Source organism: Bradyrhizobium rifense (assembly GCF_008123425.1).
In the GTDB taxonomy this organism is placed as follows: domain Bacteria; phylum Pseudomonadota; class Alphaproteobacteria; order Rhizobiales; family Xanthobacteraceae; genus Bradyrhizobium; species Bradyrhizobium rifense.
In genome coordinates, this window is the sequence record NZ_VSSS01000021.1 from 35,794 (window position 1) to 57,618 (window position 21,825).

The 21,825-nt window shown below is 60.0% G+C and carries 27 protein-coding genes and 2 pseudogenes; 18 read left to right on the forward strand and 11 right to left on the reverse strand.

Annotation, left to right across the window (positions count from 1 at the left end):
• Nucleotides 1-1,676: 1,676 nt before the first annotated feature.
• Both FXB40_RS50125 and FXB40_RS12465 read right to left on the reverse strand, forming a co-directional pair.
• Nucleotides 1,677-2,027, reverse strand: a complete 351-nt coding sequence (locus FXB40_RS50125; protein WP_347339759.1) for a hypothetical protein — start codon at nucleotides 2,025-2,027, stop codon at nucleotides 1,677-1,679.
• Between the two features lie 26 nt (nucleotides 2,028-2,053).
• Nucleotides 2,054-2,263 carry a response regulator gene (locus tag FXB40_RS12465; protein WP_148772495.1) on the reverse strand — a complete coding sequence of 70 codons (210 nt, stop codon included), beginning with the start codon at nucleotides 2,261-2,263 and terminating at the stop codon, nucleotides 2,054-2,056.
• A 308-nt stretch (nucleotides 2,264-2,571) separates the two neighbouring features.
• Between FXB40_RS12465 and FXB40_RS12470 the strand changes: the two genes are divergently transcribed.
• Entirely contained in the window at nucleotides 2,572-2,769 is a 198-nt protein-coding gene (locus FXB40_RS12470; protein ID WP_430647155.1) for a hypothetical protein, read from the forward strand.
• 21 nt (nucleotides 2,770-2,790) lie between these two features.
• Nucleotides 2,791-3,036 (forward strand): hypothetical protein, encoded by a 246-nt coding sequence (locus tag FXB40_RS47850; protein ID WP_187436837.1) that lies wholly within the window; start codon nucleotides 2,791-2,793, stop codon nucleotides 3,034-3,036.
• Between the two features lie 17 nt (nucleotides 3,037-3,053).
• Here the strand turns inward: FXB40_RS47850 and FXB40_RS12480 are convergent, their stop codons facing one another.
• Nucleotides 3,054-3,242 (reverse strand): hypothetical protein, encoded by a 189-nt coding sequence (locus FXB40_RS12480; RefSeq protein ID WP_148772496.1) that lies wholly within the window; start codon nucleotides 3,240-3,242, stop codon nucleotides 3,054-3,056.
• An 801-nt stretch (nucleotides 3,243-4,043) separates the two neighbouring features.
• Between FXB40_RS12480 and FXB40_RS12485 the strand changes: the two genes are divergently transcribed.
• Entirely contained in the window at nucleotides 4,044-4,313 is a 270-nt protein-coding gene (locus FXB40_RS12485; RefSeq protein WP_148772497.1) for a cyclase, read from the forward strand.
• Between the two features lie 393 nt (nucleotides 4,314-4,706).
• On the opposite strand, the gene FXB40_RS49870 is transcribed toward FXB40_RS12485, so the two are convergent.
• Nucleotides 4,707-5,318, reverse strand: a complete 612-nt coding sequence (locus FXB40_RS49870) for a TetR/AcrR family transcriptional regulator (RefSeq protein ID WP_210352159.1) — start codon at nucleotides 5,316-5,318, stop codon at nucleotides 4,707-4,709.
• Nucleotides 5,319-5,386: 68 nt separating this feature from the next.
• Here FXB40_RS49870 and FXB40_RS12495 point away from each other — a divergent pair, with 68 nt between their 5' ends.
• The 3 genes and pseudogenes from FXB40_RS12495 to FXB40_RS12505 all read left to right on the forward strand — a co-directional run bounded on the left by FXB40_RS12495 (nucleotide 5,387) and on the right by FXB40_RS12505 (nucleotide 7,383).
• Complete coding sequence (locus FXB40_RS12495; RefSeq protein ID WP_148772498.1) at nucleotides 5,387-6,355, forward strand: NAD-dependent epimerase/dehydratase family protein; 969 nt, start codon at nucleotides 5,387-5,389, stop codon at nucleotides 6,353-6,355.
• A 152-nt stretch (nucleotides 6,356-6,507) separates the two neighbouring features.
• Nucleotides 6,508-6,765: pseudogene (locus tag FXB40_RS12500) on the forward strand (enoyl-CoA hydratase); the annotation flags it as partial.
• A 420-nt stretch (nucleotides 6,766-7,185) separates the two neighbouring features.
• Complete coding sequence (locus FXB40_RS12505; protein ID WP_148772500.1) at nucleotides 7,186-7,383, forward strand: hypothetical protein; 198 nt, start codon at nucleotides 7,186-7,188, stop codon at nucleotides 7,381-7,383.
• Nucleotides 7,384-7,616: 233 nt separating this feature from the next.
• Here the strand turns inward: FXB40_RS12505 and FXB40_RS47855 are convergent, their stop codons facing one another.
• Entirely contained in the window at nucleotides 7,617-8,048 is a 432-nt protein-coding gene (locus FXB40_RS47855) for a hypothetical protein (protein ID WP_187436838.1), read from the reverse strand.
• 303 nt (nucleotides 8,049-8,351) lie between these two features.
• Here FXB40_RS47855 and FXB40_RS12515 point away from each other — a divergent pair, with 303 nt between their 5' ends.
• Nucleotides 8,352-8,879, forward strand: coding sequence for a hypothetical protein (locus tag FXB40_RS12515; RefSeq protein ID WP_148772501.1), 528 nt, complete (start codon nucleotides 8,352-8,354; stop codon nucleotides 8,877-8,879).
• Here FXB40_RS12515 and FXB40_RS12520 read toward each other — a convergent pair.
• Nucleotides 8,871-9,884: an ABC transporter substrate-binding protein gene (locus FXB40_RS12520; RefSeq protein ID WP_187436839.1), complete on the reverse strand. Its 1,014-nt coding sequence runs from the start codon at nucleotides 9,882-9,884 to the stop codon at nucleotides 8,871-8,873. The two genes, FXB40_RS12515 and FXB40_RS12520, sit on opposite strands and share 9 nt — an antisense overlap.
• Before the next feature lie 754 nt (nucleotides 9,885-10,638).
• Here FXB40_RS12520 and FXB40_RS12525 point away from each other — a divergent pair.
• The 7 genes from FXB40_RS12525 to FXB40_RS12550 all read left to right on the forward strand — a co-directional run bounded on the left by FXB40_RS12525 (nucleotide 10,639) and on the right by FXB40_RS12550 (nucleotide 15,859).
• Complete coding sequence (locus tag FXB40_RS12525; protein ID WP_148772503.1) at nucleotides 10,639-11,406, forward strand: outer membrane protein; 768 nt, start codon at nucleotides 10,639-10,641, stop codon at nucleotides 11,404-11,406.
• Nucleotides 11,407-11,878: 472 nt separating this feature from the next.
• On the forward strand, nucleotides 11,879-12,133 hold the full coding sequence (locus tag FXB40_RS12530) for a hypothetical protein (RefSeq protein WP_148772504.1): 255 nt from the start codon (nucleotides 11,879-11,881) through the stop codon (nucleotides 12,131-12,133).
• A gap of 223 nt (nucleotides 12,134-12,356) precedes the next feature.
• A complete protein-coding gene (locus FXB40_RS47860) occupies nucleotides 12,357-12,512 on the forward strand; it encodes a hypothetical protein (protein ID WP_187436840.1) in 156 nt (51 codons plus the stop codon).
• A 236-nt stretch (nucleotides 12,513-12,748) separates the two neighbouring features.
• Nucleotides 12,749-13,012 carry a hypothetical protein gene (locus tag FXB40_RS49115; RefSeq protein WP_148772505.1) on the forward strand — a complete coding sequence of 88 codons (264 nt, stop codon included), beginning with the start codon at nucleotides 12,749-12,751 and terminating at the stop codon, nucleotides 13,010-13,012.
• Nucleotides 13,013-13,614: 602 nt separating this feature from the next.
• Nucleotides 13,615-14,079, forward strand: a complete 465-nt coding sequence (locus tag FXB40_RS50130; protein WP_347339760.1) for a TAXI family TRAP transporter solute-binding subunit — start codon at nucleotides 13,615-13,617, stop codon at nucleotides 14,077-14,079.
• On the forward strand, nucleotides 14,060-14,932 hold the full coding sequence (locus FXB40_RS12545) for a TAXI family TRAP transporter solute-binding subunit (protein ID WP_347339761.1): 873 nt from the start codon (nucleotides 14,060-14,062) through the stop codon (nucleotides 14,930-14,932). Before FXB40_RS50130 ends, FXB40_RS12545 begins: the two co-directional genes overlap by 20 nt.
• Before the next feature lie 177 nt (nucleotides 14,933-15,109).
• Nucleotides 15,110-15,859 carry a bestrophin-like domain gene (locus FXB40_RS12550; protein ID WP_148772506.1) on the forward strand — a complete coding sequence of 250 codons (750 nt, stop codon included), beginning with the start codon at nucleotides 15,110-15,112 and terminating at the stop codon, nucleotides 15,857-15,859.
• 75 nt (nucleotides 15,860-15,934) lie between these two features.
• On the opposite strand, the gene FXB40_RS12555 is transcribed toward FXB40_RS12550, so the two are convergent.
• Entirely contained in the window at nucleotides 15,935-16,213 is a 279-nt protein-coding gene (locus FXB40_RS12555) for a hypothetical protein (protein ID WP_148772507.1), read from the reverse strand.
• Nucleotides 16,214-16,382: 169 nt separating this feature from the next.
• Here FXB40_RS12555 and FXB40_RS48705 point away from each other — a divergent pair.
• The 3 genes and pseudogenes from FXB40_RS48705 to FXB40_RS47870 all read left to right on the forward strand — a co-directional run.
• Nucleotides 16,383-16,526 (forward strand): annotated as a pseudogene (locus tag FXB40_RS48705) (heat-shock protein); the annotation flags it as partial.
• 79 nt (nucleotides 16,527-16,605) lie between these two features.
• On the forward strand, nucleotides 16,606-16,926 hold the full coding sequence (locus tag FXB40_RS12565; protein ID WP_148772508.1) for a hypothetical protein: 321 nt from the start codon (nucleotides 16,606-16,608) through the stop codon (nucleotides 16,924-16,926).
• Nucleotides 16,927-16,935: 9 nt separating this feature from the next.
• On the forward strand, nucleotides 16,936-17,106 hold the full coding sequence (locus FXB40_RS47870; protein ID WP_187436842.1) for a hypothetical protein: 171 nt from the start codon (nucleotides 16,936-16,938) through the stop codon (nucleotides 17,104-17,106).
• A gap of 85 nt (nucleotides 17,107-17,191) precedes the next feature.
• On the opposite strand, the gene FXB40_RS12570 is transcribed toward FXB40_RS47870, so the two are convergent.
• From FXB40_RS12570 to FXB40_RS12585, 4 genes are all read right to left on the reverse strand, one after another.
• Entirely contained in the window at nucleotides 17,192-17,416 is a 225-nt protein-coding gene (locus FXB40_RS12570; protein WP_148772509.1) for a hypothetical protein, read from the reverse strand.
• A 525-nt stretch (nucleotides 17,417-17,941) separates the two neighbouring features.
• A complete protein-coding gene (locus FXB40_RS12575; RefSeq protein WP_148772510.1) occupies nucleotides 17,942-19,348 on the reverse strand; it encodes a TAXI family TRAP transporter solute-binding subunit in 1,407 nt (468 codons plus the stop codon).
• 317 nt (nucleotides 19,349-19,665) lie between these two features.
• On the reverse strand, nucleotides 19,666-20,808 hold the full coding sequence (locus FXB40_RS12580) for an AI-2E family transporter (protein WP_246207568.1): 1,143 nt from the start codon (nucleotides 20,806-20,808) through the stop codon (nucleotides 19,666-19,668).
• A 196-nt stretch (nucleotides 20,809-21,004) separates the two neighbouring features.
• Nucleotides 21,005-21,400, reverse strand: coding sequence for a PRC-barrel domain-containing protein (locus FXB40_RS12585; protein WP_148772512.1), 396 nt, complete (start codon nucleotides 21,398-21,400; stop codon nucleotides 21,005-21,007).
• A gap of 111 nt (nucleotides 21,401-21,511) precedes the next feature.
• On the opposite strand from FXB40_RS12585, the gene FXB40_RS12590 reads away from it, so the two are divergent.
• Nucleotides 21,512-21,823, forward strand: a complete 312-nt coding sequence (locus FXB40_RS12590) for a hypothetical protein (protein ID WP_187436843.1) — start codon at nucleotides 21,512-21,514, stop codon at nucleotides 21,821-21,823.
• The last annotated feature ends 2 nt before the right edge of the window (nucleotides 21,824-21,825 follow it).

The window sequence follows — 21,825 nt, forward strand, 5'->3', positions numbered from 1 at the left end:
GAGCAGGATCAGCACCTCGGAAGTGGCGGCGCGTCGATAAAAGCAGTCCTCGGCGATGAAGGATTGTCGCCACCGCAAGGAAGTCGAGACGGGAGTAGATTGCTTGGACGGGGACGATGTCGGCGCAAGTGACTGGATGCAACATAGGAGGCCGCTCCCGAGATCTAGCGGTGCCCCCACCGGTAAGCAGTCAGATTGAACTGCCCCGGGCTCCCATACCGATCGACTTGAAATTAAATTCAATGATAAGTTTTGTGGTTTTTTTCAGAACTTCACGCTGTCGATAGTCTCCCTCCGCAGGTAATCTTCAAATCGATTGACATAGATTTATGTGTGTTCCCGCATCCCCGGGCCGCGCCTCGGCATTGGCATAACTTGCGGATCGCTGCACTGCTGGTTACCTCATGCCGACGTTCCGAAGTATTCGGCAATGCGGAAATAAGCGGCTTGAGAGCGAATCGCGTCTGAGTATTTTGCGCCGGTTACTACCAGGAAAACCGCGCCCAAGGCGTTACGGAGCCGTTGAGATGAATGAACTGCTTGCGCGGATGCGGGCAGCTCTGCGCGATAGCCCGCGACTATTTTGCTCGTGCTGTTCAAAATAAGCCAAAAGAGTAGTCCATCCACACACGCGAAATGCCGCGGCCACAAAATCGATTGCGGGTCTCGGCGCTGCGGTCATCTTGGTGATTTCCGACGCCGAATCGGCGATCGGAAGGAGTTCGTTTTGTTGCGCCGCATGAGTCTGCTTTTGGGCCCGTTGCTAACACTCGCTTAGCGCGCCGGCGCGTCCGCTTCCGAGAGGTGAGCTGGACCACGGTCATGCTGGCTATTGAGGGCAACCTTTGGCCCATCGCGACATTTGCCGCGGTTGCGCAAAGGAGGTCGGTATCGGAGCGAAGCGGACTTCGCCGCCGGTTCATGAGTATACGGCCTAGCACTACTTTGGCAGAATGTGTTTTGGCCGCTGTTTTTCAAGGATTTTCTTTCGGCAATGTGGCCACTGGTGAGACGGCGGCCGATTTGGCGTTTGGTGGATGTGCCTCGCTGTCCTTCAATCGGAGCGCCAAGTGCAATTGCTCGCAAAGGTGCTGGGCGGTACGTGATTGGACCGCCCCTAAGGATCACCCCCACGCGATGCCCATGGGCGGATCCCCAATCGTCCGTCAATCCGGGCGGACCGGAAGTGACTAGCGGCGACTAGAACGACGCTTTTACCCTGAGCGGACCAAGGGCTGCTCTTGCGGAATTCCGGCCTTTGGTCGATTTGGCTGGACAACGACTTTACCGTTGCTCGGCGGGTGGCTGAGGCTAGAGGCCGGCCCCAACACCAATAGAACGGCACCGATTGCCACAAGGAGAATGCCTGGCCAGTTCGCTCCGACCCCCAAGAATCCCACACCGCGCCGCGTCGGCTCCAGTGTATCGCCAGCGGGCCGACTAAGCGATCCCCGCCAAATAGTAGCGCGTACCATGTACAAGATTCCGCCAAGAACGAGCAGAGCGCCAAGTCCTATCAGGACCATTCTCGCCTCCTCAATTCATAGTTGCCATGTACAACGAGTCAGGATTCAAGCGCCGGGAGGTGTGATTCGTTCCGGGAACCCTTATCCAAGGGTTTGTCGAAGGCACGAAAAGCGTACGTCGACGCGAAGGTCCATCCGGACAGCCGCACCTCACCTGGACTTCGCCGGCATACGGCCCTTGCCTCCGCACTTCACGCAGCGGCCCGGATAAGTCCTGCGGCCGGGTTCGGACTCCCGCGCGGGCAGGGATCCCACGCCGCCGCAAGCGTCGCACCGGACTTCGATGGCGCCCTTGGTCACGCCTCGCCCGACCCCGAGAGGAATCGACGCCGGCGGCGTGGCGCGCACCGGCAGCGGCCGCTCGGCGGCCTTCAAGGGACCGGCCACCCTGGGGGCGTATCGGCCGACCAGCACCAACAGACGGCGCCTGGTGAAGGGATCGGCCCGTTCGGCCAAAGCGCGAATGCGTTGCGTCTGTTCTTTGCAGAAGTCCTCGTCCATCACGCCACCCCCACTCACACCGAATTTCAGTTTGGCGGCTTCAGTTCACCGGCGAGCCAGCCGACCGCGTCCGTCTGCATCGGATCCACGGCGAAGCGGACCACTTCGGTACGCTCGCAAGTCGAGCATTCGAAGGTGCGCTCATCGAATCCGCGGGGACCGGGAGAGATGCGCGCCAACGCCATCCGGTGCTTGCACACAGGACACATCGGACGCTCGTTGGTCGAGGCAGCCATCCCTGAAATCCCCGCGGCCGATCATACGCCGTCCGCAGCCGGAGTCTTCAATATTCGCGCACGAAGAACCTTCCGAGGTGCACCAAAGGGAACGAGCCCGGTCGGCCCGGATTGGTCTAGCAGGTTCGCGCGCAAGCGCGGCCTGCGTGGCCCCGCCCCAAGCCTCCAAAAGGGGGGCTACGCTTGTGCGAACCGTGTATTCCGCGAGCATCCGCGATATCGAGCGGAACGGCCATTCTCCAGGCGACTTGATCCCCCGAAGCGTCGTCAATTCGGAGAAGGATCATGAAAACGATCTTGGTCATTGTTTGCCTGTCCGCACTCGCCTTGGCCTCGCCGGTGGAAGCCAAGGATGCATCAAGGGCGCCATCGTCGGCGGGGTCGCTGGCCACATGGCCGGACACGGCAAGCTCGGCGCCGCGGCGGGATGCGTGATCGGACATCACGAAGCCAACAAGCAGAACCCGAACAACTCGAACGCCCAGGCCCCGTCGGCGCGGAAGTAGCACGGGCACTGCGGCCGCGCCATGAAGATCAGATATCATTCCGAGAGCCACATCGTCGAGCTCGACGATGGCTCGCGCTGGCGGATCTTCCCCGGCGATCTCGACCTGACGCTGAACTGGAAACCCGAGACCGAAATCACCGTCGCTCACGCCGAGGATGACCTCGGTTCGCACGTGCTGGTCTGCGGCGGCGCCAAGGTGCGCGTGATCGCCGAAAGCGAAAGCTGGCCCGTGGGCCACGTCAAGAGGACGCTGAAGGAAGGGTAGGGCCGAGCTCCGTCGGTTCAGCGAAGCGCCGCCCGACCCGCCTCGGTGATGCGGTACTCGATCTCTCCCGACTGAAGCGGCCCGCTCTCGACCAGGCCGAGTTCGACGATGCGTGCGACGATCTCGTGATCGAAGGTCGCGGGGCTGAGCCATGGCCCGTCGAGAAGGGCTTTCAGGAAGTCCCGCTCCAAGTCGGTGAGCTCCATGCTTGAACTCCCCTTGTAATCTCAGGAGAGGCGCGGCCAAACCGAAGAAATCGTCCGGCACTGCCGAGGCCGTTGTTCACCACGTCCGTTCCCGGGACTGTGAGATCGCAACCCGCAGTACCGGCTTTCGTCCCGACGGAGCCGCTCTCCGGAGCCAGTTCCTCGTCGCGGTCGCTCGACGCGCCAATACTCGGCCCCAACTCCGAGGCTGGAGCGGAGCCGGGGCCAGAGCATGCTGGGAACGCGGTACCACAGTTGCCCGGCCATACGAACATGCGCGCAAGCCAGCTCCCCGCGCCATAGCGCAAGGGATGTACTCCTTGCGGGTAATCACCGTTGCAGGGGAGACCGTCCGCCTGTCCCGACCATTGTTTTTCACGGCGATCGCGGCACCACCGTTCATCCAAATACGGTGGTCAAATTCTTGAGCACTCTGTGAGAACGATGAGCACACAAAAATTGTGCATCGCGGGCAAATTACCCAGAGGGCATGCGTATACGCAAACGATCGTAAGCGACGCGACCGCCGCCTCAGTCCGCGGCCGTTCTCGCGATGTCGCCTGTTGGGACCCAAAGTGGACGCGGGCATTTGCGCAGACTTTCGTCAGCTTCTGACCGCCCCAGCGGACATCCGACTGATGAGGCCGTTCTATCGGACAAAGGGCAAACGTCCGATGGCCTCAGTGCAACCCGGAAATGAAATAGCTCCAAGCGGTGGCCGGTATTATACTGGTGCTACTGGAAGTGCTGTTTCAAGCGTTCGTGGAAAGATTGTTACGACCAGTCAGGGAGGAACATCTGATGACGACTATGTTTGTTAGACACACGGTTTCCGACTACAAGATCTGGCGGAAGGCTTACGACGATTTTGCTCCGGTTCAAAAGGCGAAGGGCGTAACAGCCGAGGCTGTCTACCGAGCAGTCGAAAATCCCAATGACATCACAGTAACTCACGAGTTTGCCACGATTGAAGCTGCGCAAGCCTTCGCGGAGAGTGCTGAATTGAAGATCGCCATGCAGAATGCGGGAGTGGCGGGAGCTCCAACGATTTGGTTTACGAACAAGGCGTGAAGTATCGATCCCGGCCAAGTGCCGGGATTTTTTTGCTGTGGTGTGCCATGTCGCCTGTTGGCCCGTTCGAGACATGCAGGTCCGATCTGACGATGTCGGCTTATCCGGTCAGACCGGAAGTCATCACATCGGGGGCAAACCGACGCGATTGACCCTGGCTGTGTAAAAACCCAAAAAATCGAAACGCGGCGAGAATGATATTTTTCAGGTTCGACTTTTAAGTTGAGTTCGTTTGCGCGTTGAGCGGCTGAACGATCTTGGACGAACAAGTTCTTCTGTCGCGATTGAGCGTCTTCGCGTTTTCACACAGCCGAGACCCGAAGCGGACAAAGCCAGCGCGGCTAACCCGATAGCCATCGGAGCTGATGCACTGGCAGTTACGGTAACTGAATATTACCTGCAAGCTTTACCAGCTTTGACTGGCTGAAATCCTGTCCAGCATGCCTTCATGACAAGATCGACGATCGAGTCACGACTATGACCGGGATGACTTAGCCACCATTTTGCCAAAGCGTGCAGACCTTCCTTGAGAAATTCGCCGGCAGCTTCGTACTGCCAGGTTCCCCCGGCTGGAAGATAGGATTTCAAGAGCTGCGAGATCGCAGTCGTCGCTCCTTGCTGCACGTCGCGCGACAGCTTGACGGTGACAGGATTGCCTTGCGGGACGATCAGGAGGATTTTCGCCGCGTCCGGCTGCGCCTCGACGAACGCAAAAAAGGTATCGACCGCCGAGCGGAACTTGATCTCCTCGCTGGCGGTTGATTGTCCGATGGCGCGTCCCTTCGCCAGCAAATCATCACGGATCGAACGCAGCAACGTCTCGAATAGCGCGTCCTTCGACGCAAAGTGATCGTAAAGAACCGGCTTTGTGATACCGGCTGCGGCCGCTATCCCGCTCATGGAGGCGCCGTCGTAGCCTTTGCGAGCAAATAGGCGGGTCGCTGCGGCGAGAATCGTGTTCCGCCGCTGGTCGAACGTCAGCCGCTTTCGGGGGCTTGATTTCATGCACAACCAATCTTAGGTTGACCTAACCTACTCTTAGGTAGGTATAGCGAAAATTGGAGGAACCCGCCATGAAAATATTCGTTGCTGGCGCCACCGGCGCCGTCGGGCGTCCGCTCGTTTCCGCGCTGATCGCGGCAGGCCATTCGGTGACGGGCCTCACGCACACTGCCACGAAGGCCGAATTCATCAAAAGGATGGGCGCGGACCCCGTGATTGCCGACGGCCTCGATGCCGCTGCGATACGGGCGAAGCTGGCGTTGATCAGGCCGGATGCCGTCGTTCACGAAATGACCGATCTCTCCGGAGCAACCGATCTGCGGCACTTCGACCGCGTATTCGCAAGCAGCAACGAATTGAGGACAAAGGGGACCGACATCCTCCTGACAGCCGCGCGGGAGGCTGGCGTCAAACGCTTAGTTGCCCAGAGTTATTGTGGCTGGCCTTACGCGCGCGTCGGCGGCGCTGTCAAAACCGAAGTTGATGCGCTGGATCCCGATCCGCCCGCGAAACAGCGTTTAACCTTGCGTGCGATCCAATATCTGGAACGAACCGTCACCGGCTCGGTGCAGCCGGAAGGTATCGTTCTGCGTTACGGCTCGTTCTACGGACCCGGCACGGGGCTACTCGATAGCTCCATGCTGGAGCAGGTGCGCAACCGGCGCACCCCGGTGATAGGTAACGGCGCCGGCTGGTGGTCGTTCGTGCATGTCGATGATGCGGCTGCGGCTACGGTCAAAGCCATCGAACGCGGCAAGCCCGGCAGCATCTATAATATTACAGACGATGATCCCGCCCAGGTCCGCGATTGGCTTCCGACGCTGGCCAAGATCATAGGTGCGAAGGAGCCGCATGGCCTGCCCGCGTGGATCGCACGAGTAGTCGCAGGGAAGCATCTGGTTTCGATGATGACGCAAGTGCGCGCGGGATCAAACGCCAAGGCCAAAAAGGAACTTGGTTGGCAACCGGCGCATCCTTCATGGCGCTCGGGATTTTCCGAGGCCGTGCCTCAATCCATGGCGCAAATGCCCGCCGCATGAGCTGTCGTGCGGCGGGCGCGATGAATATGTTTCTGCCTAGCGTAAAGAAGATCATGTCATGAAAGATCGCATTCGGCTGTCGATGACGGATGGCATCGCCCACGTCCGGCTCAATCGCGCGGACAAAATGAACGCGCTGGATCCGGACATGTTACGGCTTCGCCACGCGCGTGATCGCCGATCCCCTCACTGAAGCATTGGCAACTGCCCGCGACATCGCGGGGCGCAGTCCGGACGCGATCCGTGCCGCGAAGCGGCTGCTCAATCAGGCCGTCGCCTGCGACGCGCTGTCCGCGCTCACCGCTGAGACCAGTGAACAACGCGCGCTGCTCGGCAGTCCCAATCAGGTTGAGGCGGTCAGGACCAATCTGGAAAATCGCGCGCCGATGTTTGCTGACGCTTTGGTTTAAACCCGAACAGTCATTTCTTAGCAAACTTTTGAACCTCGAATTCTGCTGTTGGCCCGTTGCTGACCTTCGCCCGCGGAGCCGCGATGTCTGCTTCCCGGAGATGAGCCGACCAAGGTGAAGCAGCCTGCCAAGGGCAGCCTGTGACCCTCAATTTCGTTCGGGCGATGTTCTGCGTTCACCGATCGTTCCTTTTCGCTAACGGGGTATTGTCCGCATTTAACCCTCAGCGTCCTAAGGTGATTTTGGCAGTGTCCTAATTCAGGTCCCGGGTGACCCTTAAGATAGCTCAAGGAATTTGGTCCGCTAGAACACGTCGCGACCGAGGTATTTCGCTGCGCGAACATGAGGTGTAGAGTTCCGTAGAACTACGGTGCCGCTTGAGAGTTTAAAGCAGGACGAACTTTGTGACAGGAGGAAGTCATGAAGCGCTTCAGATTCAAACCGGATAAAGCGCTTGGAGAGCGGCTCATCAAGGAAGCCAGGTTAGCGAGAGAAAAGGCAGAACAACTGCCGCCGAGCCCAGAGCAAGAGGCCCTTTTGAAGAAGGCCAACGAATCCGATGTCGCCGGCCGCATTGCTGAATGGCTGAACTCGTCCGATCTAAAGCCACCAACCTAAAAGTAAGGCCGCCTCAGTTGGCGGCCTCTTTCATTTTCGAATGTCACCCGTGGCGCACGGCTGATCGTGTTCCGTTCAACGGGGCATAGCGGACTGGATTTGGTCACGTCGAACTCTTCGCTTTTTGACCCGTAGCCTCCTGCGTCACTGTCGCGCTTAATGGCCTGCCAGCGGATGGGACGACCATCGCGACGATGTGAGGTCGGCCTTCGATGGCGGGACCTCCGTTCGCCTTAGCAGCCTTCCTCGGACCCGCCCGGCTTCTTACCAGAGGGCGCGGGCTGGGCCGCACCAGCAGTCATCTTCTCTGACTGTTCATTTGGCGCCGGCTTGGTCTGCTCGGGCGTGCCAGCCGTCATTTTCTGTGGCTGCCCAGAGGGTGCGGCCTTGGTCTGCTGCGATTGCTCGGCAACGGTAGGCTGAGCCTGCATCTGACGCTTCGCATCTTCTGACGACGTGGCCGTGTTCTCCGCCGCTTTGTTCATGGCGGATGTAGGTGGATGCTGCTGGTCCGTCGCCGTGGAACCGACTGTTTGTCCTGTGTAGCCCGGCACGTTCCCAGAGCCCGCATCGCGGCTCCCGGTGTTACATGGACCGGCGTTAGCGGTGCTTGCGCCGAAGGCGAGCAGTGCACCCCAGATCAATAGCCTATTGGCAACAGTCATAGCGTTCTCCTTTGCGAACTCCCTAAACCATTGAACAAAAGTAGGAATGCTCTGTTCCTCAGAGCGGCACGTATTTCGGGTGCGCACTCGTTGAGGTCCGCTCAGTGAGGCATGGCGGACTCGATTTGCGCAGGTTGAGTCTTTCGCATTTTGACCCAAAAGAGACATGCGGGGCTGCTACCCTCGTCAGCACGCCCGATGCGGAGAGCAAGGGAGGCTCATGCGTCTTGAAGCCAGGTGTTCAGCTCGAAGTTCGCGAGGCTGTTCGGGATCAAATCCGCTATTTATGGAATCTCGTAAACGATGATCTCGTCAGCGATGTCGCGCAGCGCCACCCCCTTCGCCACCGGTTTAAGGTTATTGGTCTTTAGCACCCCCGGCTCTTTTGACCCCAACGGCATCCATCACGGCTCGCGCATCATCCATTCGCTGATCGAGATTGGGCAGTTGCCCGAGGCGATCGGAAAGACCGGTGCCGCGTTTGTCGAACAAGATAACTCAAGCCCGGCTTGCCAAATGATTCAGCCAGCGAGCTGCTTCTGGCCAGTCCCAATAGTGCTCGATGTTCGAAATAAATCCGGGAATAATGATAAGATCGACCGGGCTATTTCCAAAGACTTGATAGGCGATATGGACATCGCCGCTCTTTGCATAATGAATCTCAGGTACCACGGAACGGCCTCGTCAACGGGTCCGAGCTCTATGAGGTTGGTTTCTGATTGTACGATAGCCGATCCGGCGCGCGCGCGCGATCTCAAACTGCTGAAAGCGGGTCGGACGTCAAAAGGCCCCATGTCTGAGAAGGGTCAAAGTGCGAAGAACTCAACGTGAGCAAATCTGGTCCGCCATGCCTTGGTGAGCGGACCGCGTGAAGAGCTGCCGCCGTGGAATGGTGAGGCCAAGGGCCTTGGCCGTTTTCAAGTTGACGCCGAGTTCGAACTTAATAGGCTGCTGCACCGGAAGCTCTGCCGGTTTCGCACCCCTAATGATCCGATCGACGTATCGGGCGGAGCGCCTGAGCATGTCAGGAGTGTTCGCGCCGTAGCTCAACAAGGCGCCCGCCTCGGCAAGTCCGAACGGCGGCGCAGCGAAGACAGCCGGCATACGATGTTTTGCAGCGGCCTCGATAATGCGGGCTCGGTTGACGAAGAAAAGTCCCTCTACCGTCGATACCAGCAGGCCATCACAATTTTGATCGCTTGCCTGCCTGACCGCGCTATCAAAGTCCTCAGGCTGGCGAGCTTCCACCGGATGGAGAGAAAAGCCCAAGACCCGTGCCGAAGCCCGCGCCTCCCTCAACACGAGCGTGGCATCCGGCGCCGCCGGATCCACCAGCACCGCAAGCCGGGACAGGTCCGGGAGTGCCTCTCTGAACAATTCGATGTTCTTGCCCACCTGCTCGACCATCAAATTTGAAAAGCCGGTGATGTTTGCACCGGGATGTTGCAGGCTCTCGACGAAGCCGAACCCGACCGGATCGGCAACATTTGCCATCACGATGGGGATCGCCGTCGTTACCTGCTTCAGGGATTGAACAATAGCAGTGGCTGGCGCAACGAGGACATCGACCTTGGCTCGTACCAGCTCTTCGGCGATTCCTGGGAGAAGCTCGAGTTTTCCCTGTGCAAAGCGCGCTTCGATGAAGATGGTCTGGCCCTCAACATAGCCCAGTTCGCGTAGTCCTTCGCGGAATGCGTCGTGGAATGGCCCTACCACCGTTTGGGAAGCGATCCAGACAATGCCAACACGCGGGATATGCCTAGGCTGAGCGCGTACGGGAAGCTCACCTGAGACCGCCACACCGCCCAGGAGGGTGATGAACTCTCGTCGTCTCATTTCCATCCTCCCATCAGGAAATGAGACGGTAACGGCGAATGGAGCAATTCGGAAGGTTTAAGCTGCCTCCGACCAAGTCGCCGGACAACCGTCTGGGTCAAAGGCAGATGGTACTGCGAATCAGCCTAAAGGAGCCCGGTCTTCTTTTGCCAAAAACTCATTTAGCAGGTGTCGCTTGATCCTGATCGGTTCACGCTCGCCTTGGGAAGCGAGCAAGAGAACGCGCTCGGCAACTTCCAGAGCAGATCGCTGCTGCTGACGAGTGAATGACGGACTGGAAAGAACGTCGTCTAGAACGTCGCGGAGCAAATGTACTGTTGCCGTGTCGTATGCCATGCGCCAATACCCCCTCTGTCGAAACAAGATGCGTCGTAGCGGTGGCGCAAGGGAAAGGAAGTGAAGCGTCGCCGGGACTCGAAATAAGCGTCCCGGCAGCGCTTATTCTCTAACCGAGCGCTAAAATCCCAGTTATCCTGAATTGTGCAATGGTCATGCCACAAGCTTGTGACGCCGGTTCGCGCGGGGGCTCCCATGCTGCAGGCCAACGGTCGACCGGAAGCCCTGCTCGCGATTTAATGCACGTTGGCAGGCATTTGGTTCCCTGCAAGTCCTTAATATAAATAAAGAATTCCCGCCAAACATCTGAGCCGAGTGTTGCGGCTTGGCTACATCAACCTGCGGACGAACGGGATAGCATCGACTCCTTAGGTGGGCGTCGTGCCTTTTGAACTTCTTTCTGGGGAGATTGCTCGTAATGAAAAAGCTTCTGATTGTCGCGGCCGGGATGATGGCCGTGGCTCTATCCGCCCCTGCGTCGGCGGCCGATTTGGCGGCTCGCCCCTACACCAAGGCGCCGCCGCCGGTGGTCGCTCCGATCTATGACTGGACCGGTTTCTACATCGGCGCCAACGGCGGCTGGGGCCAAACCCACAGCTGTGTGGATTTCGTCACGCTCGCAGGGACAGTCGCAGGCGGTTGCGCTGATCGTTCCGGAGGCCTTGTTGGCGGACAGATCGGGTATCGCTGGCAAACCAATCAGTTTGTGTTCGGACTGGAAGCACAGGGCGATTGGGCTGACATCAAGAATACGCGCGTCAGCCTGATCGATCCGCTGATTTCAACCACAGGGAAAACCGATGGCATTGGCCTCTTCACGGCCCAACTCGGTTGGGCATGGAACGCATCGCTGCTCTACGTGAAGGGCGGCGCGGCCGTCACTCACAATCGCTTTGACGTGTTCAACAACATCACCGGGGTCGGCCTCGCCTCGGCAGGTCACACGCGCTGGGGCGGCGCCCTTGGTGTGGGCTGGGAATATGGTTTCGCACCGAACTGGTCGGTCGGTGTTGAATATGACCATCTCTGGATGGGGCGTGACAACTCCTCCTTCGCAGGCGTGGTCACGCCCGGTGGGGTCACCCTCTTAGGCGACGGGGTCAAGCAGGACGTGGACATGGTCACCGTGCGCTTTAACTATCGCTTCGGCGGATTGGGAACACCTCCTGTCGCCGCGAGATACTGACTTCATCTTAGACGCTGTTGTCAGCACAATGGGCCGGGCATTTTGCCCGGCTTTTTGTTTGACGCCCATTTCTGAAAAAGTTTCTAGGCGCTGCATCTGATCCAAAAGGCTGGTGCGCGATGTAGACCGGCTGTGGGCGCTCAAGCAGCAGAGCAAGTAAGCCCGACAGGACCATAAACCTTTGTATCGTTCCATCGCCCCTTACGTTCAATTGAGCCGCTGATCGCGATCGTCTTAGCTAAGGGTATGCGATAGCTCCCTGCTATCGTTGCCCTCCTTGGGCGTTTCCTCCCTAGACTTGGGCCGCTTGTGGCAACGCAGGCGGCCTTTCTTTTTGTGTGCCCCCATCATTTTCCGGGTCCTTTGGGGCACATGACTAACCGGGGGGACCGCGCGACCGCGCCTATTGAGAATATTTCGTTTTTTTGTTTTCGTGCTTTCGTTTGCTGATTTGAGCGAAGGTTCTCGCGAGATGCGGCAGCGCATTGATCTGGTTGAGGCCGGGATGCAGGGTCGGGCAAGGCTCGATGATCGCCAGCGCCAGCGGTTTGCGGAGGCGTTCCTGCGGGCAGCACTGCGGCTTAACCGGCGTGACTTCCGCGCTTGGCTCCTCCGGCGCGTCAGGACCGCGCCGCTCGCCGTGCCGATCGACCCGGCCCGCTTCGCAATTTCGAAGACCGACATCGAGCTTCTCATGCGATCGGCGTGCGAAGCACCGCTCAAATAAGCGTCCGAAGTTTCCCGGCGCGCTAGAGGCGTCTCTGGAGCAGCACGGGCACCGGGTCGATATCCAGGTTCCGCTATTCTGACGCGCTAGGAACATCGCGCTCGTGACGTCGCATAGGCCATGCCAAAATCAGCCCAAGTGTTGATCTAACGCAAGCACCTCCAAACTGGGTTCCGATACGCATAGACGCTATCTGCTCGCCTACATCGAGAGGAGGGCGCAGATGAAGTGGATCATCCTGTTGTGGACGTCCTTTCTATCTGTCTTGATCGCGTTTTATGCCTATGCGTGGCGCGACATGCTCAAGACCAAGCGGGTTGTGCGACCGTACATCGACGACATTCCGTTTCGGCCTAATCGCTATCGTCAGCGCGACTGACTTAAAGCGCGCCAACCCGGGTGCGGACTGGCAAACCGATGGCGGACGACACCACGTCATCGCTTCATCAGCACGCCGAGCGCGCCAGCGTCACAACGGGAGCGACACATCGGCACACACCCTCCGTTGATCTAGGTCAACGTCAGCGATCCTTTGGCGCTCACGCTATGATCAGCCGCACCTGAGGCGGCTCCCGTCATTTTTCAGTGACGCAAGCGCGAAGAGGGAGGTCCACCATGCATCCGAGGAAGCGTCTTTCGATCAAGTCAGCGACTGTTGCCGGGATTGCTGCTAGCGCCCTGTTGGGGCTTGCAGGTCTCACTCTCAACCCAGCCCCAGCCAAGGCGGTCGTGTACTGCCAGTACACTGAATATCCGGCCGGCTGCGTTGCCCGCGCAGGCGTCGTGCTTAGGCCTCGTCCGGTGGCGCGCGCTGCGGTCCGTCATAACGCCGGTGGCAATGCAAATGGTGGCGTCAATCGCGTTGGGGCGGGGCGGTAAGGGCTCGTCTCGCGAGCGAGAAAGAAGCCGTCTCCGCTTGGTTCCGGTGGCGGCTTTTTTATCGTCCCGGCGCGGACAGGTGACCGATAGCGGGCGTCATCGCGTCATCACCACGCCACGATACTGACCCGCAGAACAGCGCGCACGGCGGAGGAGCGGCAACGCCGCCATCCAGCGACGTCGCCCGGGCCGCCCGGAATTACTTAGCTGAGCCGGTAGTTGTACCCGCTGGAGCCGCGCCAGCAGCTGTGCTTGTCCGCCGATCTTCACGTCGTTCGGTGCGCCCCATACGACGGTCGTCACGCCGCTGATGCCGCCCTTCGCGCCGGTCCTGACGCCGTTCCATGCCAATGGTCTGGGTCTCAGCATCGGAGACCGTCAGTACCGAAGGCGCCGCCGAGAGGCCGAACGCAGCCGCCAAACCCGCCAGAGAAAGGGCCTTCCGACGTGAGATCGCTTCCGACTTGATATTTGCGCTCATCAAAATTGGAGCCTGTCGGCTTCGCTTAGTTGGAAGTAGGGGGCTCTTGTAGTATTCTGCGGTTGTGCGCGCTGCAGGCATGCAGCGATCTCTATCGACGGACGCGTCTGGAGGGACGGGCATGTCGGCAAAATTGCCGTTCTGGCTTCGCACCGTTCTGCTCCTAGGTGTCGTCATTCTCGCAGCAGGCGCCAGCCTCTTCGCTTATCGGTACTTTACTCGTCCGGCCACGCTAACGATAGCGGTTGGTTCGATCGATGGTGAGGCTGCCAAGGCAATGTCAGAAATGGCAGGCGAGTTCGTGTCAACAAACGCTCCAGTGCGGCTCAAGGTCATCGACAGCGGAACTACGCTCGAAGCTGCCAACGCCTTTTCATCAGGTAAAGTCGATCTCGCGGTGGTTCGCGGCGACGTCGGTGACTTGTCGCAGGCGCAAGCCGTCGTCGTCGTCAGCCACATGGTCGTGCTGATCATCGCGCCGCCGGGATCATCCCTCGATAGCATGGACAACCTGAAGGGACGTACGGTTGGCGTGGTCGGCGGAGCAGCGAATAAAAAAATTGTCGATGTTGACCAAGGAATATGATCTGGTCCGCGCAAAAGTCGTGTTCAAGGACATCGCTTTGACGGATGTCCGGCAAGCCATTCAGTCAAAACAGATCAGTGCGCTGCTTGTCGTGACCCCGCTGGCCGAAAGATACCTCTCGCTCGTTCGCGGATTTTTTCAGCTCGACCACAAGAAGGTCCCGGTGCTGATCCCGATCGAGTCCGCGGAAGCAATTGCACAGGCCGACCGTGCCTTTGAAAGTTTCGACGTCCCGAAAGGCACGTTACGGGGGTCGCCACCGGTTCCGGAAGATGACCTGACGACCCTGAGGACCTCGCTGTACCTGGTGGCGCAGAAGAAGCTCGGCGCCGATCTGGTAACCCGCCTCACGCAGGCGATCATGAGCGCGCGCCGGAATCTTATGCGCGAGCAACCACTTTTCGCGCAGATCACCGCACCCAGCACCGACCAGGACGCCTACCTTCCGCTACACCCTGGAGCGGCAGCCGTTTACAACTCCACGACGCAGAGCTTCATGGATGAATACGGCAACTGGATCTATTTGACGCCGATGGTGCTCGGTGGCGCTGCCACCATACTTGCCGCAGCCTGGAAATTCTTGGGGCTCGGCAATCGCGCAACAGAAGGCCCGCTGGATTCTCTCTATGCTCTGTCGCGCCGGATCCGGAAGGTCGATTCAGAGGCTGAGCTGTCGGATATCGAAGAGGAGATCGACAACATTCTCAAAGCGGAACGCGCCAAATCGGCTGCCGGCGACGAGAGCGCGGTCGATGACGCCACATTGAATGTGGCAGCGCACCGACTGGAGAGCTTGATTCATGATCGGCGGACAATGCTCGCGAAAAGACCCGCAATTGCCTCCGCCGCCTAAGCGAAACAGCATCAAAGTCGCCCAAGCGATGCCGAGCCGCATTGACTGACGACCAAGGCCTAATCGGGTGAATGCATGCAAGGATTTGGGCGGCCTGCCAAGGGGCTAGTTATTGGGTTGGTCGACTAGAGAGCTGGAACCTGCAGCGGCTGTTGCCTTGCGGCAAGGGGGTGTTTGATGAACGCGATCGCGTTGTCGTGCATCACATTTGTATGCGTCTCAGGCGGCGCTTTGCTGGCCATGTTCCTCCCAGGGCACCAACTGAGCACGGAAGACAAGGATGTGGTCAGGCTGGGCACCGGCCTGATCGGGACGATAGCCGCACTTGTCCTCGGTCTGCTGATCGCCTCGGCGAAGAGTTCTTACGACACGCAAAGCGCTCAAATCAGGCAATTGACCGCCAATATCATCGTGCTCGACAATCTGCTGGCGCAATACGGGCCAGAGGCGAGCGCCAACCGCAATCTGCTGCGGCGCGGCGTCGTTCTCCTGGTCGATCGGATGTGGCGCGAGAACAGTTCGGATTCTGCCAAGGGGGCGCCTTTCACGGCGACCGATGCAAGCGAAGCGTTCTATGCGAAACTCCAGCAACTTTCGCCGCAGAATGATGCTCAACGCTCCCTGCAAGCGCGGGCGATACAGATCAGCACCGACATCGCGCAAACGCGCTTGCTCTTGTTCGCGCAAGCCAGCAATTCAATCCCCATGCCCTTCCTGGTGGTGCTGATCTTCTGGCTCACCATGATCTTTGCAAGCTTCGGTTTGTTCGCTCGGCCCAACGCGATCGTCATCAGCTCCCTGTTGATATTCGCCCTCTCGGCTGCCGGAGCGATTTACCTGATCCTGGAGCTGGGCCAGCCATTTGCCGGATTGATGGAAATCTCCAGCGCGCCGCTCCGCAACGCCCTACCGCCGCTGGGTTCGTGAGCACCGCAGGATCGCGGTCAAGTATTGCCCCGACGGTCCTCGCGTGTAGCGACCTATTCGCCCCCGTCGTCGCATTCAACAGTCGCTGTTCGCGCCCGGCGGGCACTCGGGACAGGTATCGCCGATCGAATTCAGGACCTCGCAGACGTCCGCCACGGCGTCCGCCGCCGAAACGCCAATCGGCGGGTCCTGACGTGCGAGATCGAAGGCGAGCTCGCGCGAATGCGGATCGGCGCGGTCCTTCGCCCAGCCGTGCTCCTCGCATTCGTGGATGGCCCCGGCCTCCTGCAGAACGCTCATGGCCCAGCCGCGCAGCGTCCGGGTCGCCGGCCGTCTTTCCTTCGTCATCAGCATCGAGATCGCTCCTGCCGGGACGAATTCTTCCGCCCGCCTGCTCGTTCCTGGCGGTTAGCACCTAGCAGGGATTCGCAATCGGCAGAGCTGGAGCTTGTCCACGTGTTCCGCTTGCCTGCGCGGAGCGCTAGGTCGTCGGGGCAGGATCCTCCTTCACGCCGCGGGCGACGAGGTCAAGGGCGCCCGCTTCGAGAACGGCCTGCTCGTCATCGACCTGCAGCGAGAGATTCCCGAAGCGATGAAGCCGCGCCGGATCGCCATCAATGGCGCCGGCCCGAGCAACGTCACCCAGATCGAAGCCAAGGCCGCTTGAAAACGACGCCACGTGTTCGCCGGCCGCGCGGGAGATCCCCGCGCGGCTCTCTTCATCTCGTCTTCGAACGGAGCAATCCATGCGGCCGACGACCGCCCACGACAACAATGTAGTCGATCTCAACGCCATCCTTCATCCGGGGACCGTGTTCGACCATCCTCGCGACGTGGTCTCCGACCCGGATCTCAGCCTCGCGGAGAAGCGTGCCATCCTGGCTTCATGGGCTTCCGACGCTTCCGCGATAGCTTCCTGTCCGTCGCTGCGGGCGCCCGATGGACTGAAAGCGCCGGTCACCATCGACGAAATTCTGAAGGCGCTTTGCGCGCTGGACCAGGGGCCGTCTAATCCTCCCGGCGGAAAACCGATGCGGCTGCGGCCCGTGGACCGTGCTGCAGCCTAGGAGACCGACATGATGAACACCGGAGTTTCGACCGCCAGCCATCCGGAGACGACCGTGCAGGATCTTGCCCGCAAGCTCTTGCCAGCAGGTCGCCGAGTGGAAGACGTCACGGACGCCTGCTCGGACGCGGACGGCCGCTGGCGTGCAGGTCGAGCGGCGCTTCAGACGGCATATGAATGAGTGGCAGTCCGTCTGAAAGGCGTCTGAGAGCGCTCGGCCTCAGGGCGACCGCTATCGGCAAAGCGTTGGACATCGCGATGGAGCCCTAATTGTCCGGGTGCAGCGCCTTCTTCTGCCTTTCGTACTCCTCGATGAGAGCGGCGAAGCGGCTCAACGTGAGTTCGTCCAATCCGGCTTTCGCGAGCCTTCTTACGTGAGCGATCTTTTGATCGAGCTCCTCGCACTTCTCGCACATGGTGGCGCTCCGCATTCGCGCGGTGGGAACGGCATGGTCCTCGTTGGAAGACTCCTGCTCTGCCGATTCGTTCAAAAGATTGGCGCCGAGCGTTCACGCGCTTGCTCGAACGGCAGGCGCTCGACCTTCCATGGGCCGCCCAGATATTCCGAGACGAACAATCCCGTGACCGCGCCGGCCGCACGACTCCCGGTGCAATTGACGAGCGGCGTCCGCCGACACCGAATGGTGACGTGGGGCCTCCACGCCTGGCTGTCTTGCCGCGAGAACTCTCCGCCAAGGCTGCGCGTGCCGCGGCCCGCACTTGCTCGAGTTCGGGCGAGCGGATCCAGACGGCGACGCAGAAGCCAAGCAGGACAGGCGATTCGAACAGGAGCGGCACAAGGCCGGTCGGGCCCTCAAAAGCGGCCAGGCGGACCGTCTGCACCGACGCCAGACAGTGGACAGGGTCAGGTGCGCCGGCAGCAGGATACGATCCGGCGGGAAATGCTACTGGCGCGAAAATCGGTGTATTTCAGACGCGCGCCATTTAATCCTCACCTGACAAGGCAAGGCGTACGAAGCTAAGACGTTCCTCGAGGTAGTCCTGCTCTGGTGCGCCTACCGACGCGAGGCAAGGGTTGGACCCGGAGATTTTGCTTGATCGGCGGAGTCGCTCTGCAGCGTCGCGCGTCGTTCGGCGACGGCATGATCGAACAGTTCAAGGACCAGCCCGAATGCGGCCAGGTCATCTTGTTCGATCGCTCCATCATCAAAGCACTTCAGGATTTCGCCGATGATCGCGTCGACTTCCTGTTGCGAGGTCAGAAGGTCCTGTTCGGACCCGGCATCGCGAACCTCCCGGACTACGGCCAGAATACGGTTGCGATGGCTGGTGGTGTCGTCCCGGTCGTCCCGGTTCAGATAGCGACGCAGCCAGGCGGCGGCCGAACCGATGCCGGAGAGAAGAAGCAAGGCGAACCAGAAGTAGTCGCTGTACTTGTCCAGAAAGGTTCGCTCGGTACCGTTGATGACCGCAGCGGCGCCCCGATGCACGGAGGGCTCCGCCTCCTTCTCCGTCTCGGGCTTCGTGATGTGCGCGGCGCCGGCAACGCGTTGCGTGATCGTGTCGCGAACAGCGAAAAGCTGCCGGTAGAACGCCGCCGCCTTGGCTTCGGACAGTTCTTTCCTAGCCAGGATGAGATGGTTTACGCTGATGGTGTCGACCTTGTCCTCGGGCCAGGCCGGTTTCGCGTTGAAGACACTGCCCGGAATTTCCTCGGCTTCGTAGCGGGCGTTCTTCAGCACGATCGCCTCGGATGCTTCGACCGGAAGGAACTTTGGAGCTCCGCGCGATCGCGAAGTCGCCGCAATCGCGGCGGCAGTGATCTTGCTGTCGAGCGGACCGACGGCGAGATAGGCATCGAGGGTGGCGTCTTGCGCAAGTTTTTCGATATCTTCGGTCCCGAATTGGACCGTCGCTACCTTGTCCGGCTCGACTCCGGAGCCCACCAAAATCGTCCGCAGGAGTGCAAGGTTGGCGCCGGTCCGTCCTATAATGCCGACTTTGCGACCCGCCAGATCGGCTATCTCTCCGATCCTGCCGGTGGCCTTCTTCTTGGAGTCTTTGCCCGGTCGCCCGGAGGGCGACCAAAGGACGACGTAGTTCTTTCGCAGGACGGCCAGTGTCTGCGCGTCGCCAGGCATGCCAAGGTCGCCGCGACCGATTGCCAGGTCGGCTTTGCCGGCGCCCAGCAGGGCCAGGGATTCGGTTGCTCCTTGCGTCGTGATCGGGGAGAGCTTGACCATCCTGCTTTCCTCTTCGAAAGCCTCGGCCATCGCTTGGACCACCTGATGATCGTCGCTGCCTGCGGGTCCGACGGCGATCCGGAGGGTCTCGGGCTGCAACACGTAGAAGAGGGCGGCCGCAGCGGCGCCGAAAAAAACAAATCCCAGAGCCAGCACGATCAATAGCCTTCGTTGGCGTCGATCGTGAGCATTCCTGACTGAGTAATCGGACGGTGACATCAGCAGAACCTAGGTGAACAAACGCCTGATTGGAGCTACAAGTTCGCCGCCGGGAACTGAGCGAACCTGTGTGCGACCGGAATGTTCCGTCACGCGAGAACGAGTGCACAAAGGACCCGGAATACCTCTTCGCGGACCGATGCCGAGCCGGCCTTCAGCGATGAGCAACGTCGAGGGCCGCCAGATTGTCGGCGGCCCGAGAACAGGCTGCCCGGTAGGGATTCCCTTGCCTTCAGAACCCCTGAGCAATCTTGCCTAGCCGCGTTGACGTGAGCCGCGGCCGTATGCGTCGCCACGCAGAGATACCGCCGCTCCGACTAGTCGAACTGTGTCGCTGCGACGGGTCGGAAGACCCATTCACGCCACACCGTCAACAGGGCCGCCATGACGACCGGCCCGAGGAATAGGCCGATGAGTCCGAAGGCTGCCAGGCCGCCGAAGATGCCGACGAAAGCGAACAGAAAGGGCAAGCGAGCTGAACCACCTACCAGCACCGGCCACACGAAATGATCACCGGCGAGCATGATCACCGCTCCCCAGCAGAAGACGCCCGCCGCCGCGGCTTCGTTTCCGTTCGATATCAAGGTGAGCGCCGCCGCGGAAAAGGCCGCCCAGGCACCGAAAGGAAGCATCGCAAAAGCGGTGGTGAATATGGTGAACATGACGGCGTTTGGTACGCCCGCAACGAGATAACCGACGCCAATCAAAAGTCCCTCGCCGACCGCGACGACGACGGTACCGTTCACTGTGCCGCGGATGGAATCGACGATCTTCTCGACCACGCCTTCGCCGGGATGGCCAAGGATTCTTTCGCTTGTTTCCAGGAAACGGCTGGCGACCGAGCGGCCGTTGCTGAGCAGGACAAAAAGGGCGACCAGCGAAAAGAACAGCATGAACATGCGATGCAGCAATTGGCCGCCCAAGGTGTTGAAGAGATCCGACGCGCTGTCGGCGCTGATCGCTTTCAACCAGCCGTTTGCCGCCTGCGGATCCGAAAGATTGGCTCGCCACCACTGCTGCGCGATCTCCGCCGCAATCGGGAAGCGGGCGATCCAATCGGGCACTTCGATGCCGCTCTCGCGGGCCTTCTTCAGCCAATCCGCGATGTCCCCGCTTTGCTGCGCTACCTGATAGATCGCGAGGGACATGGGTGTGAACAGGATGATGGCAACGAAGCAAGTGAAGGCGAACGCGGCCCAGCCGGATGGGCCCGAGGTCAGGCGTGTCGCGAATGCTGTGTAGAGGGGCCACAGAGCAATGGCCAATATGGTGGCCCATATCAACGCGGAGAGAAAGCCTGCGGCGGTCCAGAGGGAGAGCGCAACGATCGCGAGAGCGAACACGACGCGCGCATTCTTGCGTGCGTCCGATCCAAGTGGCAACGGCTTATGCCCCGGTTTCGCCGGGGCCTTCTCCTTGGAATCGACCGACTTTAACCCGCTTGGTTTCTTTCGGCTCACGCTTGGATTTGCCCGTCCCACGTTTTCCTACTTCCTTGGTTGCGCCGAGAAGCGGAGCACGACTCGCCGGCATCGGATTACCCGGGGTCGGTAGTTGCGTGGAAGCGGAGGGCTGCAAGCGCGCCAACGAACGGAGCACCTCCTCCTAGACCGGAGAGCGAGCGTCAAAATCCTGCTCGCTCTCCCGACGACCTGGCTACTTCTTTTCCGGCACCCAGATGGTGCTGGCTCGATCGTATTTGAATCCCGGCGCGCCCTTCAGCTCGTCCTTGGTTTCGTCGAGGGTCAGCCACCACTTATCGTTCTTCTTGGCTGTCTTGACCGCGGTGAACGGCACAATGACATCCTTCTCGCCGGCACCCAGAAATCCGCCGACGCCGATCACCAGTCCCGTGATCTTGCCCGATTTGTCGACGAGGACGTCGTCAATCTCCCCGATCTTGCTTTCCTTCGGGTCGTACACGGCCTGTTTGTAGTAGTTCGTCACCGTCCAACTTTCCGTCGACGCCCCCGTCAGCACGGTGGTCGCCGCGAATGCGCCGGTGGCCATCGTCGCCACCAGCAGACATCCGATTGCGAAATCGTTCTTCATATCCGAACTCCTCGAACTGTAATGGGTCCCATCCAACGGGATAAAGTGGCAGATGTTCCAGCGATGGAACGCCGCCATTCGCTACGACGTTGAGGCAGGCGGGAGTTGCTCATGGGCCTTAAACGACGGATTGAAGACCTTGGCGCCTATCAGTCCTTGTTTCTGTTGGCAGTACCGACGGCGACGGTAGAGCCGTTGAAATTGGTTGCGGTCGCCGTTGCCGGGGAAGGTCACTGGATCGCCGGGACGGCCATGATCGTGACGTGCTATCTGCTCAGTCTTGTCCTGGTTGAACGGCTCTTCGTCATCGTCAAACCGAAATTGCTCACCATCCCTTGGTTCGCAAAGCTTTGGACGACAGTCCTCGCCGTGCGCACATGGATCGCCGCGTCGTTCCGAAGGCTGCGTGTAGGGACGAATTGAAT